Origin of the sequence: Acerihabitans arboris, assembly GCF_010131535.1 — a bacterium.
Taxonomy (GTDB): domain Bacteria; phylum Pseudomonadota; class Gammaproteobacteria; order Enterobacterales; family Enterobacteriaceae; genus Acerihabitans; species Acerihabitans arboris.
In genome coordinates, this window is record NZ_WUBS01000012.1 from 115,371 (window position 1) to 130,388 (window position 15,018).

At 56.5% G+C, this 15,018-nt stretch carries 9 protein-coding genes; 7 read left to right on the plus strand and 2 right to left on the minus strand.

Features of this window, described 5'->3' with window-relative positions; all coding sequences use genetic code 11:
• The first annotated feature begins 81 nt into the window (after positions 1–81).
• From glgB to GRH90_RS17030, 6 genes are all read left to right on the plus strand, one after another.
• Positions 82–2,265: a 1,4-alpha-glucan branching enzyme gene (gene glgB / locus GRH90_RS17005; RefSeq protein WP_162367152.1), complete on the plus strand. Its 2,184-nt coding sequence runs from the start codon at positions 82–84 to the stop codon at positions 2,263–2,265.
• A complete protein-coding gene (gene glgX, locus GRH90_RS17010) occupies positions 2,265–4,253 on the plus strand; it encodes a glycogen debranching protein GlgX (protein ID WP_162367153.1) in 1,989 nt (662 codons plus the stop codon). Before glgB ends, glgX begins: the two co-directional genes overlap by 1 nt.
• 10 nt (positions 4,254–4,263) lie before the next feature.
• The gene (gene glgC, locus GRH90_RS17015) at positions 4,264–5,550 is read left to right on the plus strand and encodes a glucose-1-phosphate adenylyltransferase (RefSeq protein WP_162367154.1); all 1,287 of its coding nucleotides are present in this window, start codon (positions 4,264–4,266) and stop codon (positions 5,548–5,550) included.
• Positions 5,551–5,601: 51 nt separating this feature from the next.
• A complete protein-coding gene (glgA, locus tag GRH90_RS17020; RefSeq protein WP_162367155.1) occupies positions 5,602–7,032 on the plus strand; it encodes a glycogen synthase GlgA in 1,431 nt (476 codons plus the stop codon).
• 26 nt (positions 7,033–7,058) lie between these two features.
• Positions 7,059–9,506: a glycogen phosphorylase gene (gene glgP / locus GRH90_RS17025; protein WP_162367156.1), complete on the plus strand. Its 2,448-nt coding sequence runs from the start codon at positions 7,059–7,061 to the stop codon at positions 9,504–9,506.
• Between the two features lie 432 nt (positions 9,507–9,938).
• Positions 9,939–11,303: an ankyrin repeat domain-containing protein gene (locus GRH90_RS17030; protein WP_162367157.1), complete on the plus strand. Its 1,365-nt coding sequence runs from the start codon at positions 9,939–9,941 to the stop codon at positions 11,301–11,303.
• Between the two features lie 152 nt (positions 11,304–11,455).
• Here GRH90_RS17030 and glpD read toward each other — a convergent pair whose 3' ends face one another.
• Complete coding sequence (gene glpD, locus GRH90_RS17035; protein WP_162367158.1) at positions 11,456–12,967, minus strand: glycerol-3-phosphate dehydrogenase; 1,512 nt, start codon at positions 12,965–12,967, stop codon at positions 11,456–11,458.
• Positions 12,968–13,146: 179 nt separating this feature from the next.
• Here glpD and glpE point away from each other — a divergent pair, with 179 nt between their 5' ends.
• Complete coding sequence (glpE, locus tag GRH90_RS17040; protein ID WP_162367159.1) at positions 13,147–13,479, plus strand: thiosulfate sulfurtransferase GlpE; 333 nt, start codon at positions 13,147–13,149, stop codon at positions 13,477–13,479.
• A 124-nt stretch (positions 13,480–13,603) separates the two neighbouring features.
• On the opposite strand, the gene GRH90_RS17045 is transcribed toward glpE, so the two are convergent.
• The gene (locus tag GRH90_RS17045) at positions 13,604–14,899 is read right to left on the minus strand and encodes an MFS transporter (RefSeq protein ID WP_162367160.1); all 1,296 of its coding nucleotides are present in this window, start codon (positions 14,897–14,899) and stop codon (positions 13,604–13,606) included.
• Positions 14,900–15,018: the final 119 nt, after the last annotated feature.

A 15,018-nucleotide genomic window follows, 5' to 3' on the forward strand; every position in this document is an offset into this window, starting at 1 on the left:
AAACCAAGGGGTTTTTTAAACATCTGGTAATTTTTTTGGAAATATTCTTGTATTTCATGGAGTAATCAAAGGAATAACACCATGTCAGGATTTCCCGACCATGAGGTCATTACAGCATTGGTATCCGGCCGTTATGCCGATCCGTTTTCATTATTAGGCATGCATATCACTGGCGAAGGATTGGTGGTGCGCGCTTTATTACCGGACGCCAGCGCGGTAGCACTTATTGATAAAAAAAATGGGCGCAAGATCACAGAATTAACCTGTGAGGATGCCCGTGGTTTGTTTATGGCGCAATTAGGCCGGCGTAAAAAACCTTTTACCTATCAATTAGCCGTCACCTGGCATGAGCATACCCATATCATCGAAGACCCGTACCGTTTCGGGCCGCTTTTGCAGGATATCGATAGCTGGCTGCTGGCGGAAGGCACGCATTTACGCCCTTATGAACGCCTCGGCGCCCATCCGGACGAGCTGGACGGGGTGGCGGGCATGCGTTTTGCCGTCTGGGCGCCCAATGCCCAGCGGGTATCGGTGGTCGGCGAGTTTAATTATTGGGACGGCCGCCGGCATCCGATGCGTCAGCGGCGCGAAAACGGTATTTGGGAACTGTTCTTGCCCGCCGTTACCCTCGGGCAGCTGTATAAATACGAGATTATCGATTGCCACGGCCAAACGCGCCTGAAAGCCGACCCCTACGCTTTCGAGGCGCAGATGCGCCCCGAGACCGCCTCCCTGACCAGGGGGTTGCCGCCGATAGTCGAGCCGGATGCAGCCAGAAGCGCGGCCAATACCTTTAACCAGCCGATCTCCATTTATGAAGTCCACTTGGGATCCTGGCGACGCCACGCCGACAATAATTTCTGGCTCAGCTACCTGGAACTGGCGGAGCAGCTGGTCGGTTATGTCAAATATATGGGGTTTACCCATATCGAACTGCTGCCGATTAACGAACATCCCTTTGACGGTAGCTGGGGTTACCAGCCGCTGGGTATCTATGCGCCCACCCGTCGTTTCGGCACGCCCGAGGACTTCCGGGTATTGATTGACGCCGCCCACCGGGCGGGCATCAACGTGCTGCTCGACTGGGTGCCGGGCCATTTCCCCGGCGACGAGTTCGGCCTGGCGAAATTCGACGGCACCTCATTATATGAATACGCCGATCCGCGCGAAGGGCTGCATCAGGACTGGAATACGCTGATCTATAACTACGGCCGTAACGAGGTGCGTAATTTCCTGGCGGGCAACGCGCTGTTCTGGCTGGAAAGATACGGTATCGACGGTTTACGCGTCGATGCGGTGGCTTCGATGATCTACCGCGATTACAGCCGGCCGGCCGGGGAATGGGTGCCTAACCATTATGGCGGCAACGAAAACCTCGAGGCGATAGCCTTCCTGCGCTATACCAACCATAACCTGGGCACCCAGCGCGACGGCGCCATCACCGTGGCCGAGGAATCCACCTCGTTTTCCGGCGTCACCGCGCCGCCGGAAAATGGCGGCCTCGGGTTCCATTATAAATGGAACATGGGCTGGATGAATGACACGCTGAAATATATGCAGCTCGATCCGGTGCATCGCAAATACCATCATCACCAGATGACCTTCAGCATGGTGTATGCCTACAGCGAGAACTTCGTGCTGCCGCTGTCCCATGACGAGGTGGTGCACGGCAAGCATTCCATCCTCAACCGTATGCCCGGCGACATGTGGCAGAAGTTCGCCAATGTCCGCGCCTATTACGGCTTTATGTGGGGACATCCCGGTAAAAAGCTCCTGTTTATGGGTAACGAGTTCGCCCAGCTGCGGGAATGGAATCATGACTTCAGCCTCGACTGGCATCTGCTCGACGACCCGGACGGCATGCACAGCGGCGTGCAGCGGCTGGTACGCGATTTAAACCAGTGCTACCGCACCCATGCGCCGTTATATGAGGTGGATTACCGCTATAACGGTTTTGAATGGCTGGTGGCGGACGACAGCGAAAACTCGGTCTTCGCGTTCCTGCGCCGCGACGCCAGCGGCGGCGAGATGATCGTGGTCAGCAACTTTACCCCGGTGCCCCGTCCCGGCTATCGCATCGGCATCCCGTCCCCTGGCCGCTGGCGCGAGGCGCTTAATACCGATTCCCATTATTACAACGGCGGCAACCTGGGCAACAGCGGCGAACTGCACAGCGAACACATTCCCAGCCATCACCGGGAGCATTCGCTCCTGCTGACCGTACCGCCTCTGGCGACGATTTTCCTGGTACGGGAGAATTAATGGAGACGCTGTCCGGTGGTTCAGCCGACCCGATGGGGGCCAGTTTTGACGGCAAAGGCGTCAACTTCAGCCTGCTCTCCGCCCATGCCGAACGCGTGGTGTTATGCCTGTTTGACGAGAAAGGCCATGAGCGGCAACTCCAACTGGCCGGGCGGACCGGTAATATCCGCCATGGCTACCTGCCGGGCGCCAAACCCGGCCAGCGTTACGGCTATCGGATCCACGGCCCGTTCGAGCCGGCGCGGGGACTGCGGTTTAATCCGGCCAAGCTGCTGATCGATCCGTGCGCCCGCGCGCTCGAGGGCGCGGTCGGCGACCATCCGTCGCTGTACGACCCGGGCCAGGCCCCGGACTGCGCCGACAGCGCCCCGGCGGCGCCGAAAAGCCTGGTGGTCGATGAGCGCTATGACTGGCGCGGCGATAGGCCGCCGGCGACGTCCTGGGGCAAGACGGTGATTTACGAAGCCCATGTGCGCGGCCTGACCCGCCTGCATCCGGGGATCCCGGCCGGGCTTCGCGGCAGCTACGCCGCCCTGGCCCATCCGGTGATGATTGCGTATCTGCGGGAACTGGGTATTACCGCCGTCGAGCTGCTGCCGGTGCAGCAGCACGTGGACGAACCGCGTTTGCAACGTCTGGGACTGCGTAATTACTGGGGCTACAACGTGCTGGCGCCCTATGCGGTGGAGCCGGGATATGCCAGCGGCCATGGGGGCCTGTCGGCGCTGGACGAGTTTCGCGCCATGGTCATGGCCCTGCATCTGGCCGGGATTGAAGTCATCCTGGACGTGGTGTTTAACCACAGCGCGGAGCTGGACCTGACCGGGCCCGTGCTCTCGATGCGCGGTATCGACAACCCCGGCTGGTACTGGCTGGACGAGCGCGGGGATTACCAAAACTGGACCGGCTGCGGCAATACGCTGCGGCTCGACAATCCCGATGTGGCCGCCTGGGTGCTGGATTGCCTGCGTTTCTGGCGCGAGGCGTGCCATGTCGACGGCTTTCGTTTCGATCTGGGCACGGTGCTGGGGCGCACGCCGGAATTCACCGCCGCCGCGCGGTTGTTCGCCGCGCTCAACGACCATCCGTCGCTCAACGGCTGCAAACTGATCGCCGAGCCTTGGGATATTGGCCCCGGCGGCTACCAGGTCGGCCGGTTCCCGCCGCCGTTTGCGGAATGGAACGACCGCTTTCGCGACGACATGCGCCGTTTCTGGCTTAAGCGCGACCTGGCGCCGGGGGTATTCGCCCGCCGTTTTGCCGCCTCCAGCGATCTGTTTCACCACGAGGGGCGGTTGCCGTGCGCCACGGTCAATATGCTGACCGCGCACGACGGTTTTACCTTACAGGATGTGGTGAGCTTCGGGGAAAAACATAACCTGGACAACGGCGAGGACAACCGCGACGGCGCCTGGGATAACCATAGCGATAACCACGGCCATGAAGGCCTTGACGCCGGGCGGGACGTCCGGGAAAGGCGCAGCGCCAGCCAGCGCGCGCTGCTGGCGACGCTGTTGTTATCCCAGGGCACGCCGATGCTGCTGGCCGGGGATGAGTTCGGCCATAGCCAGCAGGGCAATAACAACGCCTATTGCCAGGACAACGAACTGACCTGGCTTGACTGGCAACGCGCGGATGCCGAACTGACGCGTTTTACCGCCGGGCTGATCCGTCTGCGCCAGCGCATCCCCGCCCTGGTGGAAAACCGCTGGTGGCCGGAAAACGACCCGCACACGGTGGAGTGGCTGGACGAATACGGCAAGGCGTTGGGCGCGCGGGAGTGGGAACAGGGCGAGCATCGATTGCAGATCCGCCTGTCACAAGATTACCTGTTTGTGATCAACGCCACTACAAAAGCCTGTGAAATGACCTTACCTGAGGGGAGGTGGACGCTGGCGGCACCGTTCCAGCAGCCATGGCAATCGGGATCGGCGCGCCGCTTACCGGTGGCGGCCCAGACGGTCAATGTGCTGGTAAAGCAACGATAAGGAGACGGCGATGGTTAGGTATGAAGGTAGTGACCCGGTGATGCTGGCCAGACAATTGCCGACCCAGTCCGTTGCGCTGATCCTGGCGGGCGGGCGCGGCTCGCGGTTAAAAGACCTGACGGCCAAGCGCGCCAAACCGGCGGTCCATTTCGGCGGTAAGTTCCGTATTATCGATTTTGCGCTGTCCAACTGCCTGAACTCCGGCATCCGCAGGATCGGCGTGATCACCCAGTATCAGTCCCATACCCTGGTGCAGCATATCCAGCGCGGCTGGTCTTTCCTCAACGAGGAGATGAACGAATTTGTCGATCTGCTGCCCGCGCAGCAGCGTTTCGCCACCGAACACTGGTATCGCGGCACGGCGGATGCGGTATCGCAAAACCTGGATATTATCCGGCGCTATCGCGCCAAATACATCGTGATCCTGGCCGGCGATCACATCTATAAAATGGATTACTCCCGCCTGCTGATCGACCATGTGGAAAAGGGCGCCAAATGCACCGTGGCCTGCCTGCCGGTTCCCCGCCTGGAGGGCAGGGACTTCGGCGTCATGGCGGTCGACGATGAATACCGCGTGCTGGAATTTGTCGAAAAACCGCCGGAACCGCCGGCGATGCCCGGCTTCCCGGATTTGGCGCTGGCCAGCATGGGCATCTATGTATTTGACGCCGACTATCTGTTCGAGCTGCTGGAAGAGGATATGCAAACCGAAGGATCCAATCACGACTTCGGCAAGGACATTATCCCGAAAATTACCGCCCTGGGCGAAGCCTGGGCGCATCCCTTTACCCTTTCCTGCGTTTCTTCCGCCGAAGATGACGCGACGCCGCCCTACTGGCGCGACGTGGGTACGCTGGACGCGTACTGGCGGGCGAATCTAGACCTGGCTTCGATAACCCCGGAGCTGGATATGTACGATCAAAACTGGCCGATACGCACGCATATGGAACCGCTGCCGCCGGCCAAATTTGTCCAGGATCGGGCCGGTAATCATGGCGTGACCCTGAACTCACTGGTTTCCGGCGGTTGCATTCTTTCCGGTGCGCATATCACGCATTCGGTGCTGTTTCCCCGCGTGCGCGTTAATTCATTCTGCACGCTGGACGGCGCGGTAATTTTACCGGATGTGATCGTGGGACGCTCTTGCCGGTTGCGGCGCTGCATTATCGATCGCGCCTGCGAAATACCCGAAGGCATGGTGATCGGTGAAAACGCCGCGGACGATGAACGACGATTCTATCGCTCTGAGGAAGGAATCGTACTGGTAACACGAAAGATGTTGGCCAACGTCAATTAGGAAGGCCTGTAGCCATACAGTCAAAAATAATAAGCCTTAACGGGAGCGATAATGCAGGTTTTACATGTTTGTTCTGAACTGTTTCCCCTCTTGAAAACCGGGGGACTGGCAGATGTGGTCGGGGCGTTACCCGCGGCTCAGATTGTGGAAGGGGATGACGTCCGGGTGTTGTTGCCGGCGTTTCCGGATTTGCGCAAAGGTATCCCGGGTACCCGCGTGGTCAATGAATTCGAGGCGTTCTCGCGCCGCGTCACGTTATTATATGGCCGTTTCAACGGCGTCGGCATCTATCTTATCGATGCGCCCGATCTCTACGATCGTCCCGGCAGCCCGTACCATGACCAGGATCAGTATGCCTACATGGATAACTACCTGCGGTTTGCGCTATTGGGCTGGGTCGGCGCTGAAATGGGCAGCGGGCTGGACAGGGCATGGCAACCGGATATCGTGCAGGCCCATGACTGGCACGCCGGCCTGACCTGCGCCTACCTGGCGGCCAAGGGACGGCCGGCAAAATCGGTGTTCACCGTGCATAACCTGGCCTACCAGGGACTGTTTAACGCCCGACATCTGCCTGAACTGGGCCTGCCGGACGATTATTTCCAGACCTATGGCATGGAGTTTTTTGGCCAGATCTCCTATCTGAAGGCCGGGCTGTTTTATGCCGATCACGTTACCACCGTCAGCCCCACCTACGCCCGGGAAATCACCCAGCCGGCCTACGGTTACGGTATGGAGGGGCTGCTGGCGTCGCTGGAGTCCCAGGGGCGGCTTACCGGCATCCTGAACGGGGTGGACGACGCCATCTGGAACCCGACCCACGACGCCATGCTGTCCACGCGTTATAACCGCGATGTGCTGGAGGCGAAAGTGAACAACAAGCGCCACCTGCAGACCGCCATGGGATTGACGGTGGATGAGAAGGTGCCGCTGTTCGCCGTGGTCAGCCGGCTGACCAGCCAGAAGGGACTGGACCTGGTGCTGGAGGTGCTGCCGGACCTGCTGGAGCAGGGCGGCCAGCTGACGCTGCTGGGCGCCGGCGACGCCACCTTGCAGCAGGGTTTCCTGGCGGCGGCGGCGGAATATCCCAGCCAGGTGGGTGTCCAGTTGGGGTATCACGAGGCGTTTTCCCACCGCATTATCGGCGGCGCTGACGTGATCATGGTGCCGAGCCGGTTCGAGCCCTGCGGCCTGACGCAGCTGTACGGCCTGAAATACGGCACCCTGCCGCTGGTACGGCGCACCGGCGGGTTGGCGGACACGGTGACCGACAGTTCGCTGGAAAATCTGTCCGACGGCATCGCCAGCGGTTTTGTCTTCGAGGATGCCACCGCCGGCGCGTTGCAGCGGGCAATTCGCCGCGCTTTTGTGTTATGGTCAAGGCCTGCCCTGTGGCGTTATGTCCAGCGTCAGGCGATGGGTTTGGATTTCAGTTGGCATGTCGCCGCACGGGCTTATCAGTCTCTTTATCAACGGTTGTAGATATCCACTGATTGGGAACGAATGCCATGAACTCTCCGTTTATTTATGCGTCACCCACGCTTAGCGTCGAAGCGCTGAAACATTCGATCGCGTATAAGCTGATGTTTACCATCGGCAAGGACCCTTCCGTTGCCAACAAGCATGAGTGGCTGAACGCCACGTTGCTGGCGGTGCGGGACCGGATGGTGGAGCGCTGGCTGCGCTCCAATCGCGCGCAGCTGTCGCAGGATGTGCGCCAGGTGTATTACCTGTCGATGGAGTTCTTGCTTGGCCGGACGCTGTCCAACGCGCTGCTGGCCATGGGCATTTATGACGACACCAAGGCCGCCCTGGAGGATATGGGGTTTGAGCTGGACGACCTGCTGCAGGAGGAGAACGATCCCGGGCTTGGCAACGGCGGTCTGGGGCGGCTGGCGGCCTGTTTCCTCGATTCCATGGCGACGCTGGCGTTGCCGGGGCGGGGCTATGGCATACGCTATGAATACGGCATGTTCAAGCAGAATATTATCAACGGGCAGCAGGCGGAATCGCCCGACTACTGGCTGGAATACGGCAATCCCTGGGAGTTTCCGCGCCACTCGACCCGCTATAAAGTGCGTTTTGGCGGCCGGGTGCAGCAGGAGGGGGCCAAAACCCGCTGGGTGGAGACCGAGGAAGTGCTGGCCTGCGCCTACGACCAGATTATTCCCGGTTTCGATACCGACGCCACCAACACCTTAAGGCTGTGGAGCGCCCAGGCCAGTAACGAAATCAACCTGGGCAAATTCAACCAGGGCGATTATTTCGCCGCGGTAGAAGATAAAAACTATTCTGAAAACGTTTCCCGGGTGCTGTATCCGGATGATTCCACCTATTCAGGCCGCGAATTGCGCCTGCGCCAGGAATATTTTCTAGTCTCCGCCACCATGCAGGATATCCTGAATCGTCACTGGATGATGCACCAGACCTTCGACAACCTGGTGGACAAAATAGCGATTCACCTTAACGATACCCATCCGGTGCTGTCGATCCCTGAACTGATGCGCCTGCTGATCGACGAACATAAATTTACCTGGCAACAGGCCTGGGACGTGGTCGGCAAGGTGTTTTCCTATACCAACCATACCCTGATGAGCGAAGCGCTGGAAACCTGGCCGGTGGATATGCTGGGCAAGATCCTGCCGCGTCAGCTGCAGATTATTTTTGAGATCAACGATCATTTCCTCAATGGCGTGCAGGAGCGGTTTCCTGACGACCCCGACCTGCTGGCGCGCGTGTCCATTATCGACGAGCATAATGGGCGCATGGTGCGCATGGCCTGGCTGGCGGTGATTGCCAGCCACAAGGTCAACGGCGTGTCGGAACTGCATTCGGATCTGATGGTGCAATCGCTGTTTGCCGATTTTGCCCATATTTTCCCGGACAGGTTTTGCAATAAAACCAACGGCGTCACGCCTAGGCGCTGGCTGGCGCTGGCGAACCGGCCGCTGTCGGCGGTGCTGGACGACACCATCGGCCAGATGTGGCGTACCGATTTAAGCCAGCTGGAAGAGATCAAATCCCATATTGATTTCCCCACCTTTATCCAGGATGTGCAAAAGGCCAAGCTGGAAAATAAAAAAGCGCTGGCCATTTATATGGCCAAAGAGCTTAACGTGGTGGTCGACCCGGCGGCGCTGTTTGATGTGCAAATCAAGCGCATCCATGAGTACAAGCGTCAGCTGATGAACGTGCTGCATATCATCACCCGCTATAACCGGATTAAGCAGGATCCGGACGCCGACTGGGTGCCGCGGGTGAATATCTTTGCCGGCAAGGCCGCCTCGGCCTACCATATGGCCAAGCAGATTATTCATTTAATCAACGATGTGGCGTCGGTGATCAATAGCGATCCGCTGGTGAAAAACCGGCTGAAAGTGGTGTTTATCCCCAACTATAGCGTCAGCCTGGCGCAGCTGATTATTCCGGCGGCGGATCTGTCCGAGCAGATTTCCCTGGCGGGCACCGAGGCTTCCGGCACCAGTAACATGAAATTTGCGCTTAACGGCGCGCTGACCATCGGCACCCTGGACGGCGCCAATATCGAGATGGGCAGCCGCATGGGCGAGGAGAATATCTTTATCTTCGGCAATACCGCCGGGCAGGTGGAGGCGCTGCGCCGCGACGGATATAACCCGCGCCGGTTTTACGAGCAGGACGCCGAGCTTAACCAGGCCCTGACCCAAATCGCCACCGGCGTGTTCAGCCCGGGCGATGCCAATCGCTACCGTAACCTGTTCGATACGCTGGTGAATTTCGGCGATTATTACCAACTGCTGGCGGATTACCGCAGTTATGTCGATACCCAGGATCGGGTGGACCATCTCTATCAGCAGCCGGAGGAGTGGACGCGGCGGGCGGTGATGAATATTGCCAGCATGGGGTATTTTTCGTCGGACCGGACCATCCAGGAATACGCGGATGAGATTTGGCATGTGAAGCCGATCAGGCTGTAGGGGTAAACGATGAATGGGCCCGGCCGTCGCGCCGGTCCCTATATATAAAAAAGAAAATCCTGGGTAAGGTGATGCCCCTTCCCGGTGATTTAGCCCAATCACCCTTATGATGCCAGCGCTAGCTTGCGCCCCTCCATCGGTCCACGTTTTTTTCCGGCATCAACAAGCCGCATGCCAGGTTTGATGCGGCGCCAAATGTGGTCGTTGAGTGACCCCTTTCTTTTAACAAAATGTGCAGATCCGATTCGTACTTTCATGGCCGAAAGAAAAAATGTCTCCAAGTAAACGGGGGCTCATCAATACTAAAATAAAAAAACATATATTAATAAATTCTTGAAAGAATCTTTATAAGTTATTACTCTTTTTTTTGTAATACCCCCAAAACATACCTAATTCAATCGCTATATAAACTAATAGATATATCAGGAAAAAATGATTGGTGAAACAATTGCAGGCAGTACCAGGGCACCGGATTCTCTCCATGCCTCCAATGGGCGCATAGATAAAAACCAACCTTCTTTTATCGACGCATTAAGCTATGTGGGACAAAGTGCTTCTACTATTGGCTACACTTCCTTACCACAAGAAATGATTGAGCTAATTCTTGGAAAATTGAAATCCGAGGATATGCTGAGGATAGCCGATCTCAACAAACAAACTTGGAAGGCGGCCAGTCATATTTTTTTCAAAATTGATAAAAAGGAAAAATACCATATTGCTGATCATATTATTCGCATTCAAAACAATCATACCCATGCGCTGAAAAATCTTATTAGAATGGAAGGAGGCATTTTTAATATCTATGATAAAGGTGGGTATCCTCCGATGATTCAGGCGGCGGTGAGGCATGATAGGGGTGATATTTTAAATATCCTCCTTGAAATGAATGAACCTGTTAAAAATTCTAATAATAAAGCTACTGCTTTACCGTATAATTTTTCCCACGATTTGTCATTCGCCTTTGGAAGTGCCATCCGTAAAAATAATATTTCTGCTATTGATAATATATTAAATTATCCTGGTGTAAATATAGGACTTCATAGAGAAATATTTAACCATTCGCCGATTTTGTGCCATCTCTTTGCCACGGGGGCTGAAATTGCTACTATCAAAAAAATAATCGATTCCGGGCAATGTGATACAAATCAGCGGGATGAGTACGGGCATACCGCCCTCTATCATGCGGTTAACTTTGGCGAGCCAAATAGAGTTAGGTTTTTACTGGAGCAAGAAGGCCAAAAGGTAAATAATGAAGTGCAACGTAACCTTGCAGATGGACTTCCTAATAACAATGATCACATGTCAGAATCAATTGTAGAATTAGCCGCGCAACGTCACTATTTCGCAATAATTGAACTGCTGATATTGCATGGACAAAAGAATTGGGATGTTTCCTCTAAAAATGGATCCCGGGTAATTGAATTGGCTGCAATGCGGAATCAGCCAAGGATTATAAATGCGTTAATAAAAATAGGTGTTGATTTTAGTGAGAAACTATATAGTCCGTTTGTATTTGAATTCCCACTACACCGCTTGGCAAGACAGCGTTTTGACAACGTTATTGAAGCATTGCGCAGTCTTCCCGACATCCAGGTAAATGCTAAAGACAGTGCGGGTAATACTCCCTTGCATATTGCGGTGGAAGAAGGGTACGTGAACAGTGTTGAAGCATTGCTTAAATATCCTGACATCGATATCACAGCCCGTAACCAGGAGGGGCAAACGGCAAAAGAGCTTGCTGATGCCTCCTATGGCGTTGAACATAAAATAGCCCGTTTATTCGCAGGCAAGAGTTAAACCGCACAAGAAATTGCACGCAGCAGGTTCATAATTCGACATGTGCCGGTTAAATCGCGGCACTGTCGAATCCAGGTAGTGGTGATAATCTTTGACGAGAGCATGATGAACCCTGCATTTATCGTCCCCGGTCTATATATCGCCTCCAATCCTCAAGAAGCCAGCGACAGCTTTCTTCCGCCCCTGGCATGATGGGCGAGCCATTCGCCCACCTGCTGTTTTTCGGCGTCATCCAGCCACATGCCGAGCTTGGTGCGGCGCCAGATGGCGTCGTCGAGGGTGACCACCCATTCTTTTTCCACCAGGTAATGCAGCTCCGCTTCGTACAGTTCGTGGCCGAAATGTTCGCCCAAATCCGCGAGCGTGGACGCGCCCTTGATGATGTGCTCGCTTTGCGTGCCGTAGGTGCGGCTGTAGCGCCGCGCCAGGCTTTCCGGCAGGAAGGCGTATTTGCGCCGCAGTTCGGCGGCATAATCGTCGCGCGAGCCGTTAAAATCGCCCCCGGGCAATACGGCGCCTTTGGTCCAGGCGTGTTTGGCGTTGGGGTAGTATTTATGCAGTTTTTCCAACGCGTGCTCGGCCAGTTTGCGGTAGGTGGTCAGCTTGCCGCCAAATACCGACAGCAGCGGGGCCCTGCCGTGATCGTCGGTGACCGAGAGCGTATAGTCGCGGGTAACCGCCTGCGGCGAGTCGGACTCGTCATCGCACAGCGGACGCACGCCGGAATAGGACCAGACGATATCCGCGCGGCTGAGCGGTTGCTTGAAATGGGCGTTATAGACGTTAAGCAGATAGTCGGTTTCGCTGTCGTCGATATGCACCGTTTTCGGGTCGCCGTGATATTCCACGTCGGTGGTGCCGATAATGGAAAACTCATCCAGCCACGGAATAACAAACACAATGCGATGGTCTTCGTTTTGCAGGATAAAGGCGTACTGGCCGTTGTGCACGCGCGGCACCACGATATGGCTGCCTTTGATTAAACGGATGCCGTACTGGGAGGGCAGCTTCAGGCTGTCGTCGATAAATTCCTTTACCCACGGGCCGGTGGCGTTGGCCAGGCCTTTGGCCTGCCAGGCCAGGGTCTGGCCGGTAATCACGTCCTGCGCTTCCACCGTCCACAGCCCGTTCTCGCGCCAGGCGCGGGTCACTTTGGTGCGGGTGCGCACCTCGCCGCCCTTGGCCACGACTTCCTGCGCGTTCAGCACCACCAGCCGGGCGTCGTCCACCCAGCAGTCGGAGTATTCAAAACCGCGCACGATGGAAGGCTTGAGCACCGAATCCGGGCCAAAACGCAACCCTTTACTGGCCGGCAGGCTGGTGCGTTTGCCTAGATGATCGTACATAAACAGCCCGATGCGGATCATCCAGGCCGGGCGCAGATGCGGGCGATGCGGCAGGCGAAAGCGCATCGGGAAGGCGATATGCGGCGCCATCTTTAATAGCACCTCGCGTTCCGCCAGCGCTTCGCTGACCAAACGAAACTCATAATGTTCGAGATAGCGCAGGCCGCCGTGAATCAGTTTTGAACTGGCGGAAGAGGTCGCGCAGGCCAGGTCCTCCGCCTCCAGCAGCAGCACGGACAGGCCGCGCCCCGCCGCGTCTGCCGCGATACCGGCACCGTTGATGCCGCCGCCGATCACGATCAAGTCTTTGGTTTCCACGTTACCTTCCTCCGGATGTTCGTTACGGTTCTTTTATTTTCGTTTTCGCTCATAATTGTAATCGAAAACCAACATCAGCGCCAAGGCCTGTGCTGAAAAAAACGTCTATGCGTGACGCAGGTATCAATTTATGTTTACTATATGTGGAAAAGACGTTAACAAACGAGGCGGCACGGGCGATGGAACAGTTTGAGGCGATAAGCGTAGAGCAGGCGCGTGAGCGCTGGCGGCAGGGTGGGGCAATACTGGTGGATATCCGCGATCCGCAAAGTTTTGCCGTCGGCCATGCCACCGGGGCTTTTCATCTGACCAACGAAACTTTGGGCACATTTATGCAACAAGCCGACCTGTCCAGCCCGGTAATGGTGATGTGCTATCACGGCAACAGCAGTAAAGGCGCGGCGCAATATCTATTGCAACAGGGTTTTAATGCCGCGTATAGCATTGACGGCGGGTTTGACGCCTGGCAGAAGGCCTTTCCCTCCGAAGTGGACTCCCCGGCGGCCGGTTGACCGGCGCCGGGCTTAAACCCGGCTTATTGCAGGGATAACGTACCATGGGGCCGAAGCGACCTTTGCAAGTCGCCAGAGAGGTCCATGGCGCGTCAGGCCCGTCGCTTGGTGTTTAAATAACGGCTTACGCGATTTTTACCGGTTCCTTGACGAACAGTCCGTAGCTTAACGCTCCCAGCATCAGCAGCCCTGCTCCCAGCAGGAATACGTTGGTAAAGGCGCCGGTTTTATCCAGGATAACGCCGGTGGCTATCGGCGCAATCGCCGCTCCCAGGAATCCGCCAAAGTTCTGGATGGCGCCCAGCGAGGCCACCTGCTGTTTCGGCGCGATATCCGTCGCCAGCGTCCAGATGACGCCGGACGGCATTTGCGAGGCGAAGTACCCCAGGGTCAGCAGCAGTATCGCCACCGGCGTGCTCTGGACAAAAGGAATGGGCGCCACGAAACAGGCCGCCAGCGCCGCGCCGCACACAATGGGGATTTTACGCGCGGTGACGGTGTTCATGCCCCGGCGGATAAACCTGTCGGAGATGGCGCCGCCGCACAGTACGCCCAGGATGCCGGCAAAAAAGGGAATGGCGGCAATCCAGCCGGTCTGCTTCAGGCTAAAGCCCAGCGATTTTTCCAGGTAACTGGGCAACCAGGTCAGGTAAACCCAAATGGTAAACATGATCGAAAAGTTACCGAGGATCATAAACCAGGTGGTCCTGCTCTTGAACAGACTGCCCCAATTGGCTTTAGGCTGGGTTTCATCGCGCGCAACCACGGCGCCCGCCTGTCCATGGATCATGGCTTCCTCGCGCGCCGCCGGATCGCGGTAAAACTTGATCCAGGCCAGCAGCAACGGCAGGCCGGCCACGCCGATAACGATAAACATACCGCGCCAGCCGATGGTCAGCATCAATGCGGTCAGGATAGGCGGCGCGATGGCATTGGCGATTTGTGAACCGGTATTGATAATCGAGGTCGGCAGCCCGCGCTCGCGCTGGGCAAACCAGCGGTGGGTGATTTTTATTCCCGAGGTAAAGAACGGCGATTCGCTGATGCCCATCAGCATTCTCATGCCATAAAAAAAACTATAGCTGTTAACAAAAGCGGTCAGCGCGGTAAACATTGACCACAGGCCAAGCGCGCCGGCGAACATCTTTTTGGCGCCCAGCTTATCCACCAGCCAGCCGGCCGGCAGGTTGGCCAGCGCATAGGGCCATAAAAACGCCGACAGCAGCATGCCCATTTCGGTGGAGGAGAAGCCAAACTCCCGGGCAATAGTGGTATTGGCTACGCTCAGGTTGGCGCGATCGAGATAATTAACGATAGCCGCCAATAATAACAAGGTTACGAACCCCCAACGCAGGCGGGAATAAGGTTTGGCCGGGGCAATCGCCTCGGCTTGCGCGGGAACGGAGAGTGTTTCTTTCATAATAAAGTCTCGTCTGTAAACAGGCTGAGATAAATTTTAACTATCCTGGAAAAACCATCCAGATGGATAATCAATGCCATGGTGGTTAAAACGTTTTCTTAAAAACTCCCCATCGGCAA

Coding starts and splice junctions, on each gene's coding strand:
- glgX (WP_162367153.1), top strand. CDS start 2,265: ATGGAGACGCTGTCCGGTGGTTCAGCCGACCCGATGGGGGCCAGTTTT.
- GRH90_RS17045 (WP_162367160.1), bottom strand. CDS start 14,899: ATGAAAGAAACACTCTCCGTTCCCGCGCAAGCCGAGGCGATTGCCCCG.
- glgB (WP_162367152.1), top strand. CDS start 82: ATGTCAGGATTTCCCGACCATGAGGTCATTACAGCATTGGTATCCGGC.
- glgA (WP_162367155.1), top strand. CDS start 5,602: ATGCAGGTTTTACATGTTTGTTCTGAACTGTTTCCCCTCTTGAAAACC.
- glgP (WP_162367156.1), top strand. CDS start 7,059: ATGAACTCTCCGTTTATTTATGCGTCACCCACGCTTAGCGTCGAAGCG.
- GRH90_RS17030 (WP_162367157.1), top strand. CDS start 9,939: ATGATTGGTGAAACAATTGCAGGCAGTACCAGGGCACCGGATTCTCTC.
- glgC (WP_162367154.1), top strand. CDS start 4,264: ATGGTTAGGTATGAAGGTAGTGACCCGGTGATGCTGGCCAGACAATTG.
- glpE (WP_162367159.1), top strand. CDS start 13,147: ATGGAACAGTTTGAGGCGATAAGCGTAGAGCAGGCGCGTGAGCGCTGG.